Source organism: Streptomyces sp. CB03234 (assembly GCF_001905885.1).
Lineage (GTDB): Bacteria > Actinomycetota > Actinomycetes > Streptomycetales > Streptomycetaceae > Streptomyces.
In genome coordinates this window covers 1-16,245 of sequence record NZ_LIYH01000002.1, presented here as the reverse complement: position 1 = coordinate 16,245, position 16,245 = coordinate 1, and the positions used below count along the sequence as shown (strand labels likewise).

The window sequence follows — 16,245 nt, the reverse complement described above, 5'->3', positions numbered from 1 at the left end:
CGTCAGGTCGTACGCCGCCGCCGCGCGCCCGGGCGGCGCTCGCTCGGGCGGGTGACCGGGTCGCCCGCCTCCAGCGCGGCGGCCCGCCGCCGGAGCCCGAACTCCGCCAGCGCCTCGGCCAGCTTGTGGACGGACGGCTCGGGCGACAGAACATCAACCCGGAGCCCGTGCTCCTCAGCCGTCTTCGCGGTCGCGGGCCCGATACAGGCGATGACCGTCACGTTGTGCGGCTTACCGGCGATGCCCACCAGGTTCCGTACCGTCGACGACGACGTGAACAGAACGGCGTCGAAGCCACCGCCCTTGATGGCCTCCCGCGTCTCGGCCGGCGGCGGCGACGCCCGCACGGTCCGGTAGGCCGTGACGTCGTCGACCTCCCACCCGAGCTCGATGAGACCGGCGACCAGCGTCTCGGTCGCGATGTCGGCGCGCGGCAGGAAGACACGGTCGATCGGGTCGAAGACCGGGTCGTACGGCGGCCAGTCCTCCAGCAGCCCGGCGGCCGACTGCTCGCCGCTCGGCACGAGATCGGGCTTCACACCGAACTCGACCAGCGAGGCAGCCGTCTGCTCGCCCACCGCCGCGACCTTGATCCCGGCGAAGGCGCGGGCGTCGAGCCCGTACTCCTCGAACTTCTCCCGCACCGCCTTCACGGCGTTGACGGACGTGAAGGCGATCCACTCGTAGCGGCCCGTCACGAGCCCCTTCACCGCGCGCTCCATCTGCTGCGGCGTACGCGGCGGCTCGACGGCGATGGTCGGGACCTCGCTGGGCACGGCCCCGTAGGACCGGAGCTGGTCGGAGAGCGACGCCGCCTGCTCCTTCGTACGCGGTACGAGGACCTTCCAGCCGAACAGCGGCTTGGACTCGAACCACGCGAGCTGGTCGCGCTGGGCGGCGGAGCTGCGCTCACCGACCACGGCTATGACGGGCTGGTGGCCCTCCGGCGACGGCAGCACCTTCGCCTGCTTCAGCACCTGCGCGATCGAGCCGAGCGTCGCGGTCCACGTCCGCTGCCGGGTGGTCGTACCGGCCACCGTCACGGTCAGCGGGGTGTCGGGCTTACGGCCCGCCGACACCAGCTCACCCGCGGCGGCGGCCACGGAGTCCAGGGTCGTGGACACGACCACCGTCCCGTCCGACGCCCCCACCTCCGTCCAGCACCGCTCACTCGCGCTCCGCGCGTCCACGAAGCGCACGTCGGCGCCCTGCGCGTCCCGCAGCGGCACACCCGCGTACGCGGGCACGCCGACGGCAGCGGCGACACCGGGCACGACCTCGAAGGGGATGCCCTCCGCGGCGCACGCGAGCATCTCGGCGCCCGCGTTGCCGTCGAGCCCCGGGTCGCCGCTCACCGCACGGACGACCCGCTTGCCGCCCCGCGCGGCCTCCATGACAAGATTGGTCGCATCCCTCAACACGGGGACCCCGGCGGGCATTGACGCATCGTCAACAACCGTCAGCTCAGGCGTGCTCACGCCCGCCCGCGCATGGCCGCGTACGACATCGAGCACATCCGGCTCGGCGATCAGTACGTCAGCGCCTGACAGGGCCTCGACGGCGCGCAGTGTCAGCAGCCCGGGATCACCGGGTCCGGCGCCCAGGAAGGTGACGTGCCCGCACGCGGAGAACGCGGAGGAAGCCTTGGATGCAGTGGTGGGGCTCAAAGTGCTCGCTCCCCCATAAGACCGGCCGCACCCTTGGCGAGCATCTCGGACGCGAGTTCGCGACCGAGCGCGACAGCGTCGCCGTGCGACATGGGTACGGGACCGGTGGTGGACAACTGCACCAGCGTGGAGCCGTCGGTCGTGCCGACGACGCCCCGCAGGCGCATCTCATGAACAACCTGCCCATCGGCCAGCAGGTCGGCCAGGGCACCCACAGGTGCGCTGCAGCCGGCCTCCAGGGCGGCGAGCAGGGACCGCTCGGCGGTCACGGCGGCCCGGGTGTACGGGTCGTCGAGCTCGGCGAGCGCGGCGGCGAGGCCGGCGTCGGCCGCCGTGCACTCGATCGCCAGGGCTCCCTGGCCGGGAGCGGGCAGAACGGTGTCGACCGACAGGAAGTCGGTGACCTCCTCGCTACGCCCGATGCGGTTGAGCCCGGCCGCGGCGAGTACCACCGCGTCCAGCTCCCCGTTCCGTACGTAGCCGATGCGCGTGTCGACATTCCCCCGGATGGCGACGCACTCGATCTCCATGCCGCGGGCGCGCGCGTACGCGTTGAGCTGTGCCATGCGCCGCGGCGAACCGGTACCCACCCGGGACCCGGCCGGAAGTTCCTCGAACCGCAGCCCGTCCCGGGCGACCAGCACGTCACGCGGGTCCTCGCGCTGCGGGATCGCCGCGAGCACCAGGTCCTCGGGCTGCGCCGTCGGCAGGTCCTTCAGCGAGTGCACGGCGAAGTCGACCTCGCCGGCGAGCAGCGCGTCGCGCAGCGCGGTGACGAAGACGCCGGTGCCGCCGATCTGCGCGAGGTGCTCGCGGGAGGTGTCACCGTACGTGGTGATCTCCACCAGCTCCACGGGACGCCCGGTCAGCTGCCGTACCGCCTCCGCGACATGGCCGGACTGGGCCATGGCGAGCTTGCTGCGCCTGGTCCCGAGCCTCAATGCCCTCTCGGTCATACTCGCCCTCTATTCGGGTCGTTCATGTCGGCCCGGCTGACGGAGGCGACCGTCTCCGGGTCGAGGTCGAAGAGTGTGCGCAGCGCGTCCGCGTACCCCGCGCCGCCGGGCTCGGCGGCGAGCTGCTTGACCCGTACGGTCGGCGCGTGGAGGAGCTTGTCCACCACACGCCGCACGGTCTGGGTGATCTCGGCGCGCTGCTTTTCGTCGAGGCCGGGCAGCCGCCCCTCCAGCCGGGCCATCTCCCCCGCGACGACGTCGGCCGCCATGGTGCGCAGCGCGACGACGGTCGGCGTGATGTGCGCGGCGCGCTGTGCGGCACCGAAGGCGGCGACCTCGTCGGCGACGATGCCGCGCACCTGGTCCACGTCGGCGGCCATCGGCGCGTCGGCGGAGGCCTCGGCGAGCGACTCGATGTCGACGAGCCGGACGTCCGCCAGCCGGTGCACGGCGGCGTCGATGTCGCGGGGCATGGCCAGGTCGAGCAGCGCCAGCGGAGCCGTACGGCCCGCCATCGCGCTCTCGACGGCCACACCCGTCAGCACCAGCCCCGTGGCACCCGTGCAGGAGACGACCACGTCGGCACGTGTCAGTTCGTCACCGACGGAGGCCATGGCCACCGCACGCGCGGCCACCCCCGTACCCCCGGGCTCGGTCAGGATCTGTACGAGCCGTTCGGCGCGCTCCACCGTGCGGTTGGCGATGACGATCTCGGCGACACCGGCCCGCGCGAGGGTGGCGGCGGCGAGCGAGGACATGGACCCGGCGCCGATGACGAGCGCCCGCTTGCCCTCGGCCCAGGCGGAGACGTCGGCACCGGCGGCCAGCTGCTGCAGCCCGAAGGTGACGAGCGACTGGCCGGCCCGGTCGATCCCGGTCTCGCTGTGGGCCCGCTTGCCGACCCGCAGCGCCTGCTGGAACAGGTCGTTCAGCAGCCGTCCGGCGGTGTGCAGCTCCTGGCCGCGCGCGAGGGCGTCCTTGATCTGGCCGAGGATCTGCCCCTCGCCCACCACCATGGAGTCCAGCCCGCACGCCACCGAGAACAGGTGGTGGACGGCCCGGTCCTCGTAGTGCACGTACAGGTACGGGGTGAGCTCCTCCAGCCCGACGCCGCTGTGCTGGGCGAGCAGCGTGGACAGCTCGGCGACGCCCGCGTGGAACTTGTCCACGTCCGCGTACAGCTCGATGCGGTTGCAGGTGGCCAGGACGGCGGCCTCGACGGCCGGTTCGGCGGCGAGGGTGTCGTGGAGCAGCTTGCTGCGCGTGTCGGAGTCGAGGGAGGCCCGCTCCAGCACGCTGACGGGGGCGCTGCGGTGGCTGAGGCCGACGACGAGGAGGCTCATGCCGGCATCACGGCGGGCATGTCCCCGTCAGGTCCCTTCCGGTCATCGGCCTGCGTGGCGGTGGCCGGCTCACGCACGACGGGCGGCAGCACGGCCTCGCCGCCGCCCTCCTCGCCGGCCTTGCGCTGCTCGTGGAAGGCGAGGATCTGCAGCTCGATGGAGAGGTCGACCTTGCGTACGTCCACGCCGTCGGGCACGGACAGCACGGTCGGCGCGAAGTTCAGGATGGAGGTCACCCCGGCGGCGACGAGCCGGTCACAGACCTGCTGCGCGGCGCCGGCGGGCGTGGCGATGACGCCGATCGAGACGCCGTTCTCGTCGACGATCTTCTCGAGGTCGTCGATGTACTGGACGGGCATGCCCGCGACCGGCTTGCCGACCATCGAGGGGTCGGCGTCGATCAGCGCGGCGACGCGGAAGCCACGGGAGGCGAACCCGCCGTAGTTCGCGAGGGCGGCGCCGAGGTTACCGATACCGACCATGACGATCGGCCAGTCCTGGGTGAGCCCGAGCTCGCGCGAGATCTGGTAGACGAGGTACTCGACGTCGTACCCGACACCACGGGTGCCGTAGGAGCCGAGGTACGAGAAGTCCTTGCGCAGCTTCGCGGAATTGACCCCCGCCGCCGCCGCGAGCTCCTCGGAGGAGACCGTCGGTACGGAGCGCTCCGACAGTGCGGTGAGCGCCCGCAGATACAGCGGAAGCCTGGCGACGGTGGCCTCGGGGATTCCTCGGCTACGGGTCGCCGGTCGGTGTGTTCGGCCAGTTGCCACGGTGCTCCTGCGGGATGAGCGGGGCTGCAGGCGGCCATACGTACCGAGGCCGCCCCGTCGACAGCAGGCTATGTCTTTGTGAACGCGTGCACAAAGATGGTGTCCATTTTGTCCGCGCAAAGTGACCGGGCTCACGCGAATCGATCGCGCCAACCCGGAACCAAGGCGAACCTCAGTCCGTTCACGAGCCGAAGGGGGCAAAGCGGTACACACTCCTCATGACCACGCCCCCGAAGCGCAACAAAACGCACACGATGGTAACCGCCTTTCCCGGTCACCTCCCGCCCTCAGCCGTACGGCGGAGCCGATTCGGTTGCTGCCGGCGGACCAGGGTCGGGGCCCCTCCGGGCTCACCTCCTCCCCGTCGGCGGGGTGCCCGAGCGGCCTCGTGGCCGTATCGCGCCGCCGACCGGGCTGCGGGGGCGACCCTGGCCGTGGTCGACCAAAAGCGCGCCCGCAGACGGCGTACGACCGGGGTGTGGCCGTGCAGGGTCGCCCCCGCAGAGGCTGGCGGCAACGGGCGGGCTCCGAACCGCCGAGACCCAAGGCCGCCGGCCTCGAGGAGGTGAGCCCGGAGGGGCCGCACCCCACCACCCACCGACAGGCGCCGCACCCCCCAAGCACCGCGCCGCGCCGCGCACGCGAGTGTCATGCCTCCAGCGCGCGCCGCAGCCGCCCCGCGTCCACCTTCCAGAAGGTGTGCTGTTCCCCGTCCACCAGGACAACCGGAATCTGCTCCCAGTACGCGCGGTGGAGTTCCGCGTCCTGAAGGATGTCCTTCTCCTCCCACACGGCACCCGTCTCGGCGCACACCTCACGGATCACCTCCCGCGCGTCGTCGCACAGATGGCACCCGGGCTTACCGATGAGGGTCACCGTCCGCGAACCGCCGGCCTTCTTCTTCGTACGTCCGAACATGCCCCCTATTCTCCGCCCGCGTCATGCCGTCGCCCCACAGAGTTCACGCCATGGCATCCCCACAAGTCGGGAAGTACCGAACACAGTGGCTATGCTCACGACATGGCCGCACTGGGATGGCTCACTCCTCATAGGCGTTCCGCCACCGCACGCAGCGTGCTGGCGGGCGAAGCGTCGGCCGAGGCCGCCCGCAAGACCTCGCAGCCGGCGCCCGAACCCCAGTTCCCCGTCCCCGGCGACGAGCACGCCGCCGCGTTCTTCGACCTCGACAACACGGTGATGCAGGGCGCCGCGATCTTCCACTTCGGCCGAGGGCTGTACAAGCGGAAGTTCTTCCAGCGCCGTGAGCTGGCCCGGTTCGCCTGGCAGCAGGCCTGGTTCCGGCTCGCCGGCGTCGAGGACCCCGAGCACATGCAGGACGCCCGCGACAGCGCGCTGTCCATCGTCAAGGGCCACCGCGTCTCCGAGCTGATGACCATCGGCGAGGAGATCTACGACGAGTACATGGCCGACCGCATCTGGCCCGGCACCCGCGCCCTCGCCCAGGCCCACCTCGACGCCGGCCAGCGGGTCTGGCTGGTCACCGCCGCCCCCGTCGAGACGGCGACCATCATCGCGCGCCGCCTGGGCCTCACGGGGGCGCTCGGCACGGTCGCCGAGTCCGTGGACGGCGTCTACACCGGCAAGCTCGTCGGCGAGCCCCTGCACGGCCCGGCCAAGGCGGAAGCGGTCCGCGCGCTGGCCGCCGCGGAGGGCCTGGACCTGTCGCGCTGCGCGGCGTACAGCGACAGCCACAACGACATCCCGATGCTGTCCCTGGTGGGCCACCCGTACGCCATCAACCCGGACACCAAGCTGCGCCGGTACGCGCGCGAGCGCGAGTGGCGGCTGCGCGACTACCGCACGGGCCGCAAGGCCGCCAAGGTCGGCATCCCGGCCGCCGCGGGCGTCGGCGCCCTCGCCGGCGGCACCGCCGCCGCAGTAGCCCTCCACCGCCGCCGCCGCTGACCCCCCACCAGGCGTGGGCCGCCGCCCACAGCACGCCCCCGTCGTGGGCCGCCGCCCGCCGGCCCCCGGCCCGGGGAGTGCACGGGCCCCCGCCTGCCGGCCGGTGGCCAATCCGGCCTCTTACCCGCCCACACCCCCCGGCAGTCGCCCCACCCCGCACTCGGCCACAAGAGATCCCGCACCCAAGCAGATCTCGAAGTAATCCGATCAATAAATGGTCACGAAGTGCGACTTGATCAGCCGCGTAGACGCAACAGAAGCGACTGAATCGATGATTTAAGCAACTCGGTGTAGCGCTCCCTGCACTAAGCGTTATTCTCCTCAGACGCATACGGAACCCCCACGCGTCGCTACGTCGAGTGAAAGGTTCCGTACTGCACGTGATGGAAGCTCTGCCTCTGGGAGTCCCGTGTACCCACACGTCGGGGTTGACGCCTCGGGCCTGGCTACGCTCCGCGCGACGGTCATCGACCATCTGCGCGGCTTCGTCCCCACCGCGTACGCCGTCCCGGCCTTCGCCTCACCGGCACTCGCCGGTCCTTGCTATGCCCTCGCCGACGGCGGTGCAGCCGTCGGGAGACGCGGCGGCCGGGGCGGTTCGGGCACCTCGACCACCGCCCGACGGCCCACCGCAGACAGCGACAGCGCCCGCATGATGGAGCTGGTCGAGCGCGCCCAGGCCGGTGAGGCCGAGGCCTTCGGCCGTCTGTACGACCAGTACAGCGACACCGTGTACCGCTACATCTACTACCGCGTCGGCGGGAAGGCGACGGCCGAGGACCTCACCAGCGAGACGTTCCTGCGCGCCCTGCGGCGCATCTCCACCTTCACCTGGCAGGGGCGCGATTTCGGTGCCTGGCTGGTCACCATCGCTCGCAACCTGGTCGCCGACCACTTCAAATCGAGCCGATTCCGGCTGGAAGTGACCACCGGCGAAATGCTCGACGCCAACGAGGTCGAGCGCAGCCCTGAGGACTCGGTCCTGGAGTCCCTCTCCAACGCGGCCCTTCTGGAGGCGGTCCGCAAGCTGAACCCGCAGCAGCAGGAGTGCGTGACCCTGCGCTTCCTCCAGGGCCTGTCCGTCGCGGAGACCGCCCGCGTCATGGGCAAGAACGAAGGTGCGATCAAGACGCTCCAGTACCGGGCGGTCCGCACCCTGGCGCGCCTGCTGCCCGAAGACGCCCGCTGACCCACAGCGGGCGACCCCAACTCACCGTCCGTGACGCCTCGATGACGCGCTGGTCCGATCATCTTTCGTGCGTAACCCAAGTGCCGAGACGCTCGTTGTGCGGGATGCAGGCTCCCTGTGGTCGCACCATGACCCCAGCCACTCACTCGTTCGTGTGGATGTGCTCAAGGTGTGCAACCTTCCGGACCCCCCGGGGAGTCGACCGTCATGACGAGAGGAGGTGCCGCCAGTGATCGCGAACGTATCGGCGCACCGGCGGGCGAACGCCTTCGCCCAGGCCCTGGAAGAGCAGGCGGCCGAGCAGCCCGAGGCATCGGTCGAACCGACCGAGCAGGGTCGGCTGTTGGCCCTGGCGAGCGGTCTCGGCGAGCTGCCGAAGCCGGAGTTGGACCCCGACGTGAAGGTGGTGCAACGAGCGCAGCTGGTCGCCGCCATGGAGGCGATGTTTGCCGAGGGGAGCGCATCCGCGGGCCCTACGGTGCCGGAGCAGCGGGCGACGACCGGGCGGGGCGCCCACCGGGCATCCGCTCTCCGGAAGTTGCGCCCCCGCTCCCGCTGGTCGAAGGGGCTCGCCGCCGGCGGACTCACGGTCGGGGTGGCGGCGGGCGCGTTCAGCGGGGTGGCCGCTGCCAGTTCCGACGCCCTCCCCGGTGACTCGCTCTACGGGCTGAAGCGCGGCATGGAGGACCTCAAGCTGGGTATGGCGGACGACGACGCCGACCGGGGCGAGATCTACCTGAACCAGGCCTCCACCCGGCTCAGCGAGGCCCGCCGCCTCATGGAGCGCGACCGGTCCGGGGTGCTGGACCACGAGTCCCTGGGCGAGATCCGGCGGGCGCTCAACGGCATGCAGCACGACGCCGCCGAAGGCCACCGGCTGCTCCGCCTGGCGTACGAACGGGACGGGACCATCGCCCCGATGGCCACGCTCAACTCGTTCGCCCGAAACCACCGGGAGGCCTGGAACGGCCTGCGCGACCGGCTGCCCGCCCAGCTGACGGACGTACGGGACCAGGTGAGTGACGTCTTCGCCGCCATAGACGAAGAGGTCGGCCCGCTCCAGTCCAAGCTGCCGCAGCCCCCGGAGCGGAGCGACGGCCGGGAATCCGGCCGGCCCGGCGCCACCGAGGACTCCTCCGGCTCCGGACCGTCCCGCCAGTCCCCCTCGACGCCGGAAGCGCGGCCCTCCGGCAGCAGCAGCAAGCCCGGCCCCTCCGGCTCGGGATCGGGCGCGGCGAAGGACGACGGCCTGCTCGGCGGCAACACGGGCGGCCTGCTCGAACCGGACCCGACGACGCCTCCGCCGGCCTCGGACGGCGACAGCCGGCCCACCACGCCGCCCGCCCCGGACGTCACCATCCCGCCGATCCTCCCGGGCATCCTCCCGGGCCTGGGCATCGACGAGGAAGACGCCAGGTAGGTGCTGGGGGGCCCTCCCGGGGGAGGGCCCCCAGTTCCTTCAGAAGAACACCGACCGCCGCTGCACCAGCAGCTTGTAGAGCGTGTGCTGGATCTGTTCCCTGACCTGGTCCGTCAGGTTGAACATCAGCATCGGATCCTCCGCCGCCTCCGGCGGGAACCCGTCCGTCGGGATCGGCTCACCGAACTGGATCGTCCACTTCGTCGGCAGCGGCACCGCCCCGAGCGGACCCAGCCAGGGAAACGTGGGCGTGATCGGGAAGTACGGAATCCCCAGCACCCGCGCGAGGGTCTTCGCGTTGCCGATCATGGGGTAGATCTCCTCCGCGCCCACGATCGAGCACGGCACGATCGGCGCACCCGCCCGCAGCGCCGTCGACACGAACCCGCCCCGGCCGAACCGCTGGAGCTTGTAGCGCTCGCTGAAGGGCTTCCCGATGCCCTTGAAGCCCTCCGGCATCACCCCGACGACCTCACCGCGCTGCAGCAGCCGCTCCGCGTCCTCCGCGCACGCCAGCGTGTGCCCCGCCTTACGGGCCAGCTCGTTGACGACCGGCAGCATGAAGACCAGGTCCGCGGCGAGCAGCCGCAGATGCCGCCCGGCCGGGTGGTTGTCGTGCACGGCGACCTGCATCATCAGCCCGTCCAGCGGCAGCGTCCCCGAATGGTTCGCCACCACCAGCGCCCCGCCCTCGGACGGGATGTTCTCGATGCCCTTCACCTCGACGCGGAAGTACTTCTCGTACAGCGGCCGCAGCAGCGACATCAGGACCTGGTCGGTCAGCTCCTCGTCGTACCCGAACTCGTCGACCTCGTACTCGCCGGTGATCCGCCGCCGCAGGAACGCCAGCCCGCCCGCGATCCGCCGCTCCCAGCCGCCACCGCAGCCCGCGTCCGCCTGTGCGCCGCCCCCAGTGGCCTCGGGAGCCGCCGCCTCGGGCGCCTGCGGCCCCGGCAGCGGGCTCACCGCCCCCTCGCCGGTCCGCCGCCGTACGCCGCCACCGCCGCCGCCCAGCAGGGGCCGGCGGCGCGCCGGTCGGGGAGTGGCCGCACCGCCGCGCGGCCGGTCGTCGTCGAACGGGATGACCTTGGCGTCCGCCATCGTTGTATCGCGCTCCCTCATCCGGCGGTGTGAGTCGTCTTCGCGCCGCCCAGCGGCGGCCACGCGGCGATCCGGTCGACCGCGCCCGCGAGGGCCTCCGGCGGCAGCAGGCCCGGCCCACGGCTGCGCGCGAAGTCCGCGAAGGCCTCCGCGGTCGTGTACTTCGGCTCGAACCCGAGCGTCTCGCGCATCTGCACCGTGCTCACCACCCGGCCGTGCGTCAGCAACCGGATCTGCTCGGGTGAGAAGTCGGTCACACCGACCGTACGCAGCGCCGTGCCGACCCAGGTGACCGCGGGCAGCGGCACCGGCACCGTCGGCCGCCCCAGCCGCCGCGAACACTGCGACAACGTCAGCACACCGTCGCCGGCCACATTGAAGGTGCCGCTGTTGAGCGTGGCGCGCCGCGGCTCGTGCGAGGCGATCCGCAGCACCTCGATGACGTCGTCCTCGTGGACGAACTGCAGCCGGGGGTCGTAGCCGAACACCGTCGGCAGGACGGGCAGCGAGAAGTACTCGGCGAGCGGCGAGTCCGCGTCCGGACCGAGGATGTTGGCGAACCGCAGCACGCACACCGCCACATCGGGCCGCCGGCGCGCGAAGCCCCGCACGTACCCCTCCACCTCGACGGCGTCCTTGGCGAAGCCGCCGCTCGGCAGGGACTTCGGCGGGGTCGTCTCCATGAAGACGGCCGGGTCGCGGGGCGCGGAGCCGTACACGCTCGTACTGGACTTCACCACCAGCCGGCTGACCGTCGGCGACTTCTGGCACGCCCCGAGCAGCTGCATGGTCCCGATGACATTGGTCTCCTTGACCGCCGTCCGGCCACCGGCGCCCAGCGGCGTCCCGGTGACGTCCATATGGACGACCGTGTCCACCCCGTACTGCGCCAGGACCCGCCCTATGGCGGGCTGCCGGATGTCGGCACGGACGAACTCCGCCCCGCCCAGCCGGTGCGCGGGAGGGACGGCGTCCACGCCGATCACCCGCTCCACCTCGGGATCCCGCTGGATGCGGCGTACGAACCGGCCGCCGAGCTGCCGGGCCACGCCGGTGACGAGCACGACCTTCCCCAAGATCAGCGCCTTCCGTTCGGTCCTCGCCTACGGGCCACCGTAGCGGGTGAATGGTGCGCTGTAATGACCGCCGCACCCCCAGGGGTGCCGCGGCAAACACCGCGGCCCTCCCACCGGAACCGGTGGAAGGGCCGCGAATGGCGCACGTACAGCCGTCGCCTACTTCTTGTTGCGACGCTGAACGCGGGTGCGCTTGAGCAGCTTGCGGTGCTTCTTCTTGGCCATCCGCTTACGCCGCTTCTTGATAACAGAGCCCACGACTACCCTCGCTCACTTCTCGGAACACCCCCGCACAAGCGGGGATCTCGGTGCGGGGCGTCTGGGCCCACACGACCTACGTCGGCCTAGCCTACCGGCCAGAGCACCGTGCTTGTAATCCGAGGGGTACGTGGGACTCCCTCGACGACCGCTACGCGGTCTCCACCCCCACAAAGGACTCACGGAGGTACTCGTGAACCGCTTGCTCCGGAACCCGGAATGACCTGCCTACCCGGATCGCCGGCAGATGACCGCTGTGCACCAAGCGGTACACGGTCATCTTTGACACTCGCATCACCGCGGCGACTTCCGCCACCGTCAGGAACACGACCTCATTGAGAGGCCTCTGCTCTGCAGCCATGACCCACCTGTACCTTCCGCCCACAACGCCCACCGGCTTCCCCTCCGGTGACTCTTCGTCGCGGTGCGCTCACTCACCAGACTAGGGGCGGGTGATACGAGTGGGGAAGAGGAGCTGCCATCCCCCGCCTACCGTGACAGACACGCTCGATTGAGTACATAGCGAGTAAGCGGCCGGTAGTAATCAGACCGCACACCGTCATCAATCGGAACGGCTACGGACACGCGCCCCTCCGCCTCTCCGACGAACAGCGCGGGGTCGTCCGTGTCGGCCAGCCCGATGGCCTCGATACCCAGCTGACCTGCGCCGCAGACCCATCCGTGGTCGCCGACGACGAGCTGCGGAAGGGGCCCGCCGACGTCCGCGAGACCCTCCAGAGCGGCCCTGACGGGAAGGGGGGAATGGGTGTGTGCGCCGGTCTCACAACCGGCGCCTTCGGCCCCCGGTTCCCGCACCAACGCGACTCCCCGTACGTAGTCGAGGCTGTACGTACGTACGCCGAACCGGGTCGTTATGTCGACACATCGCCCCCGCGCGGGTGTGAGAACGAGACATCCGGCCGCCGACAAAGCGTCTGCAAGCCCGGCGTAGAAGCCAAGCAGCCGGTGCGGATGACCGGTCCCGAACAGCACCGGCGCCCGCCTTCCCGCCGCCTCCGCGAGCCGCGCGGCGAACGCGCGGAGCGCGCTCAGCGTCCGCTCCGGGTCGATGACGTCGGGCCCCGACCGGTACGCGGGATCGCCGGACACCCCGCACTTGTCGGCCATCAGGCGTAACAGGTCCCGTTCGTCCCACCCCCGCTCCGGATGGAGCCCCAGCGTCACCCGCGGATCCCGGGCCGCGAACAGGCGGTAGCTGCGCAGGCTCTGCTCTCGCGAGGTGGACACCGGGCCCGCCAGCCCGGCCGCCAGCAAATGCGCGCGCAGCGCACCGGTACTCAACACCCTGCCGATGCTGCCGCACCTCCCCCGGCGCGGCGCCAAAACGTCACGGACACCCCACACTTGGCGTAACCCCGCCGGTGGCGCGACCACGCCGGGGCCGGGCCCACGGCGGTGTACGCCTACGGCAGCAGGCCCCGCAGCGGGAACGCCGCCCGCCGTGCCGCCAGCACCGCCTGGTCCAGCCGGTCCGCCGGGTCGTACCCCTCGTCCCAGCCCCGCCACTCCACCGGCCACCGCCCGTCCGTCATCCGCCCGGGCGCCAGTTGCCGCGTCCGCGCGTACACCTCGTCCCGCCACGACGACGGGACGACCGACTCGGGCTCCACCGGAGCGCCCGCCGCGATCCCCACCAGATGCGTCCACGACCTCGGTACGACGTCCACGACCGCGTACCCGCCACCGCCCAGGGCGACCCAGCGCCCCTCGGCGTACTCGTGCGCCAGGTCGTGGCACGCCACCTGGACCGCCCGCTGGGCGTCCAGCGACACCGCAAGGTGGGCGAGGGGGTCCTCGAAGTGCGTGTCCGCCCCGTGCTGCGTCACCAGCACCTGGGGCCGGAAGTCCGCCAGCAGCTCGGGCACCACGGCGTGGAACGCCCGCAGCCAGCCCGCGTCACCCAGCCCGGCCGGCAGCGCCACGTTCACCGCGCCGCCCTCCGCCGACCCCGCCGCGCCCGTCTCCTCCGGCCACCCGGTCCCCGGGAACAGCGTGCGGGGGTGCTCGTGCAGCGAGACGGTCAGCACCCGCGGGTCCTCCCAGAACGCCGCCTGTACGCCATCCCCGTGGTGCACGTCCACGTCCACGTACGCCACCCGCTCCGCGCCCAGCTCCAGCAGCCGCGCGATCGCCAGCGACGCGTCGTTGTAGATGCAGAACCCCGCCGCCGACCCCGGCATCGCGTGGTGCAGCCCACCCGCGAAGTTCACCGCGTGCGCGGCCTCACCCCGCCACACCGCCTCGGCCGCGCCCACCGACTGCCCCGCGATCAGCGCCGACGCCTCGTGCATCCCGGCGAACGCCGGGTCGTCCAGCGTCCCCAGCCCGTACGCCTGGTCAGCGGCCTTCGGGTCCGCCGACGCCGCCCGTACGGCCGCCACGTAGTCCTCGCGGTGCACCAGCCGCAGCGTCGAGTCCCCGGCGGGCTTCGCGGCCACCACGTCCACCTGACGGTCCAGCCCGTACGCCCGCACCAACCCCATGGTCAGCGCGAGCCGGACGGGGTCCATCGGGTGACTCGCCCCGAAGTCGTACCCGGTTACTGCGTCATCCCACATCAACAGTGCGCGGCCGCTCATGCCCGCCACCGTATCGGTCCGGTTCAACAGCGAACGACCGGGCATACCGCAACGTCAGCAGCACCAGCACCAGCGGCACCAGCATCGCCCCGCGATAGCTCCACGCGTCACCGACAGCCCCCACCAACGGCGACCCGACCAGGAAGCCCACGTAGTTGAACACATTCAGCCGCGCCACCTCCGCGTCACCACGCGCCGCCGCGAACGTCTGCGGCACCAGCACACTCAGCCCCAGCCCCAGCACCGTGAACCCGGCCACCCCCGCCCACGCCCCCGGCGCCCCGGCCACCACCCCGAACCCCGCCGCCGCCAGCACCGCCCCACCCCGCACCACGGCCACCGCCCCGAACCGCCGCACCCCCAGGTCCCCCACGGCCCGCCCCAACAGGGTCGTGACCATATAGGCGTTGTACGGCACGGTCGCCAGCTCCTCCGAACTCCCCAGCACGTCCGTCAGATACTTCGCGCTCCAGTTCGAGACGGTCGAGTCGCCGATGTACGCGAAAGTCATCACCAGGCACAGCGGCACCAGCAACCCCAGGCGACGCCCCGCCGGACCTCCTTCGGTCACCCGCTCCCCATCCACATACCACCGGCTCCCCACCAACGCCGCCGGCAGCACCACCACCACGACCGCCAGGTACGACAGCCCCAGCGCCACCTGCCAGTGCACCGCCGCCCACGCCAGAGAGGCCCCCACGATCCCGCCCAGGCTGTACGCGGCGTGGAACCCGAGCATGATGCTGCGCCCGTACGCGTGCTGGAGGCTCACCCCCAGCATGTTCATCGCCGCGTCGAGCGCCCCGACGGCCAGCCCGAACACCCCGAGCGCCACCGCCACGTGCCACAGCCGCTCGCCCGCCCCCACGCCCAGGAGGGCCAGCAGCACGACAGGCTGCGCCCACCGGAGCACCACGCTCGGCGCCACCCGCCGCACCAGCTTCCCCGTGGCCACGCTCCCGACACCCGCGAGGACCGGCACGGCCGCCAGGAACACCGGCAGCAGGGCATCGGATATCCCGTACCGGTCCTGAATGGCGGGGATGCGCGTCACGAGCAGCGCGAAGGTCACCCCCTGCACGAAGAAGGAGACCGCCAGCGAGCCCCGACCACGCCGCAACCGCGCATCCGTCATGGCGGCACAGCGTAGGGCTCTCACCTACCCATGGGTAGATCACTCACGCGAGCAGCCCCATCAGCTCCCCCATGTCCTCGAAGTACCCGTTCGCCCCGGCCAGCTTCCCGGCCGGCGTCATCGCCGTGAACCCGTACACGTCCATCCCGGCCGCCAGAGCCGCCTGCACCCCGAGAGGACTGTCCTCGACCACGACACACCGCTCGGGCGCCACCCCCATCCGCTCGGCGGCGTACAGGAACAGATCCGGCGCCGGCTTCCCCCGCCCCACATCCTGCGAACTGAACACGTTGCCCTCCCCGAACCACCGGTCCAGCCCCGTCCTCCGATGCCCCACCCGGATCCGCTCATGGCTCCCGGAGGAAGCGACGCAGTACGGCACCCCCTCGGCGACGAGCTTTCCCAGCACGTCCGGCACCCCGGGGACCACCTCCAACTCCCGCTCGAAGGCGGCGAACACGCGCGTGTGGAAGATCTCGTCGAAGTCCTCGGGCAACCGCTGCCCGGTCCGCTCCAGGACCAGGTCGTGTACGCGGTGCATGGCGGCCCCCATGTAGTCGCGCAGGGAGTCCTCGTACGAGGTGGGGTGCCCGAGCTCGGTCAGGTACGCGGCCAGGAGAGTGTTGGACAGGGGCTCGCTGTCGACGAGGACCCCGTCGTTGTCGAAAATGACGAGTTCATAGCGCATGCCACCACCGTAAACGCAGAAAAGCCCCGCACCATGAGGTGCGGGGCTTTCCCACAATAATTGTTCGGCGGTGTCCTACTCTCCCACAGGGTCCCCCCTGCAGTACCATCGGC

The 16,245-nt window shown here is 71.5% G+C and carries 16 protein-coding genes; 3 read left to right on the top strand and 13 right to left on the bottom strand.

What is annotated here, in order from left to right; all coding sequences use genetic code 11:
- Positions 1-2 precede the first annotated feature (2 nt).
- The 5 genes from AMK26_RS06760 to AMK26_RS06740 form a co-directional block, all read right to left on the bottom strand.
- Positions 3-1,667, bottom strand: a complete 1,665-nt coding sequence (locus AMK26_RS06760) for a uroporphyrinogen-III synthase (protein ID WP_073753154.1) — start codon at positions 1,665-1,667, stop codon at positions 3-5.
- A complete protein-coding gene (hemC, locus tag AMK26_RS06755) occupies positions 1,664-2,623 on the bottom strand; it encodes a hydroxymethylbilane synthase (protein ID WP_073753152.1) in 960 nt (319 codons plus the stop codon). The genes AMK26_RS06760 and hemC overlap by 4 nt, the downstream gene beginning before the upstream one ends.
- Entirely contained in the window at positions 2,620-3,966 is a 1,347-nt protein-coding gene (locus AMK26_RS06750) for a glutamyl-tRNA reductase (RefSeq protein WP_073753150.1), read from the bottom strand. The genes hemC and AMK26_RS06750 overlap by 4 nt, the downstream gene beginning before the upstream one ends.
- A complete protein-coding gene (locus tag AMK26_RS06745) occupies positions 3,963-4,739 on the bottom strand; it encodes a redox-sensing transcriptional repressor Rex (RefSeq protein ID WP_073753148.1) in 777 nt (258 codons plus the stop codon). Before AMK26_RS06745 ends, AMK26_RS06750 begins: the two co-directional genes overlap by 4 nt.
- Positions 4,740-5,387: 648 nt before the next feature.
- Positions 5,388-5,657: a glutaredoxin family protein gene (locus AMK26_RS06740; protein ID WP_073753146.1), complete on the bottom strand. Its 270-nt coding sequence runs from the start codon at positions 5,655-5,657 to the stop codon at positions 5,388-5,390.
- A 102-nt stretch (positions 5,658-5,759) separates the two neighbouring features.
- Between AMK26_RS06740 and AMK26_RS06735 the strand changes: the two genes are divergently transcribed.
- The 3 genes from AMK26_RS06735 to AMK26_RS06725 all read left to right on the top strand — a co-directional run bounded on the left by AMK26_RS06735 (position 5,760) and on the right by AMK26_RS06725 (position 9,274).
- A complete protein-coding gene (locus AMK26_RS06735; RefSeq protein ID WP_073753144.1) occupies positions 5,760-6,665 on the top strand; it encodes an HAD family hydrolase in 906 nt (301 codons plus the stop codon).
- Positions 6,666-7,074: 409 nt separating this feature from the next.
- A complete protein-coding gene (locus tag AMK26_RS06730; protein WP_073753142.1) occupies positions 7,075-7,854 on the top strand; it encodes an ECF subfamily RNA polymerase sigma factor, BldN family in 780 nt (259 codons plus the stop codon).
- Between the two features lie 229 nt (positions 7,855-8,083).
- The gene (locus AMK26_RS06725) at positions 8,084-9,274 is read left to right on the top strand and encodes a DUF5667 domain-containing protein (RefSeq protein ID WP_073753140.1); all 1,191 of its coding nucleotides are present in this window, start codon (positions 8,084-8,086) and stop codon (positions 9,272-9,274) included.
- Positions 9,275-9,313: 39 nt separating this feature from the next.
- On the opposite strand, the gene AMK26_RS06720 is transcribed toward AMK26_RS06725, so the two are convergent.
- From AMK26_RS06720 to AMK26_RS06685, 8 genes are all read right to left on the bottom strand, one after another.
- Positions 9,314-10,375, bottom strand: a complete 1,062-nt coding sequence (locus tag AMK26_RS06720) for a lysophospholipid acyltransferase family protein (RefSeq protein WP_073753138.1) — start codon at positions 10,373-10,375, stop codon at positions 9,314-9,316.
- Positions 10,376-10,392: 17 nt separating this feature from the next.
- A complete protein-coding gene (locus AMK26_RS06715) occupies positions 10,393-11,451 on the bottom strand; it encodes an NAD-dependent epimerase/dehydratase family protein (protein WP_073753136.1) in 1,059 nt (352 codons plus the stop codon).
- Positions 11,452-11,610: 159 nt separating this feature from the next.
- Positions 11,611-11,709, bottom strand: coding sequence for a 30S ribosomal protein bS22 (locus tag AMK26_RS06710; protein ID WP_003948845.1), 99 nt, complete (start codon positions 11,707-11,709; stop codon positions 11,611-11,613).
- 151 nt (positions 11,710-11,860) lie between these two features.
- Positions 11,861-12,070: a helix-turn-helix domain-containing protein gene (locus AMK26_RS06705; RefSeq protein WP_158071103.1), complete on the bottom strand. Its 210-nt coding sequence runs from the start codon at positions 12,068-12,070 to the stop codon at positions 11,861-11,863.
- A 128-nt stretch (positions 12,071-12,198) separates the two neighbouring features.
- The gene (locus tag AMK26_RS06700) at positions 12,199-13,014 is read right to left on the bottom strand and encodes a phosphatase (RefSeq protein ID WP_073753132.1); all 816 of its coding nucleotides are present in this window, start codon (positions 13,012-13,014) and stop codon (positions 12,199-12,201) included.
- Between the two features lie 119 nt (positions 13,015-13,133).
- Entirely contained in the window at positions 13,134-14,309 is a 1,176-nt protein-coding gene (locus tag AMK26_RS06695; protein ID WP_073754687.1) for an acetoin utilization protein AcuC, read from the bottom strand.
- Complete coding sequence (locus tag AMK26_RS06690; protein WP_073753130.1) at positions 14,278-15,444, bottom strand: MFS transporter; 1,167 nt, start codon at positions 15,442-15,444, stop codon at positions 14,278-14,280. Before AMK26_RS06690 ends, AMK26_RS06695 begins: the two co-directional genes overlap by 32 nt.
- Positions 15,445-15,487: 43 nt before the next feature.
- Positions 15,488-16,132 (bottom strand): HAD family hydrolase, encoded by a 645-nt coding sequence (locus AMK26_RS06685; protein ID WP_073753128.1) that lies wholly within the window; start codon positions 16,130-16,132, stop codon positions 15,488-15,490.
- Between the last annotated feature and the right edge of the window lie 113 nt (positions 16,133-16,245).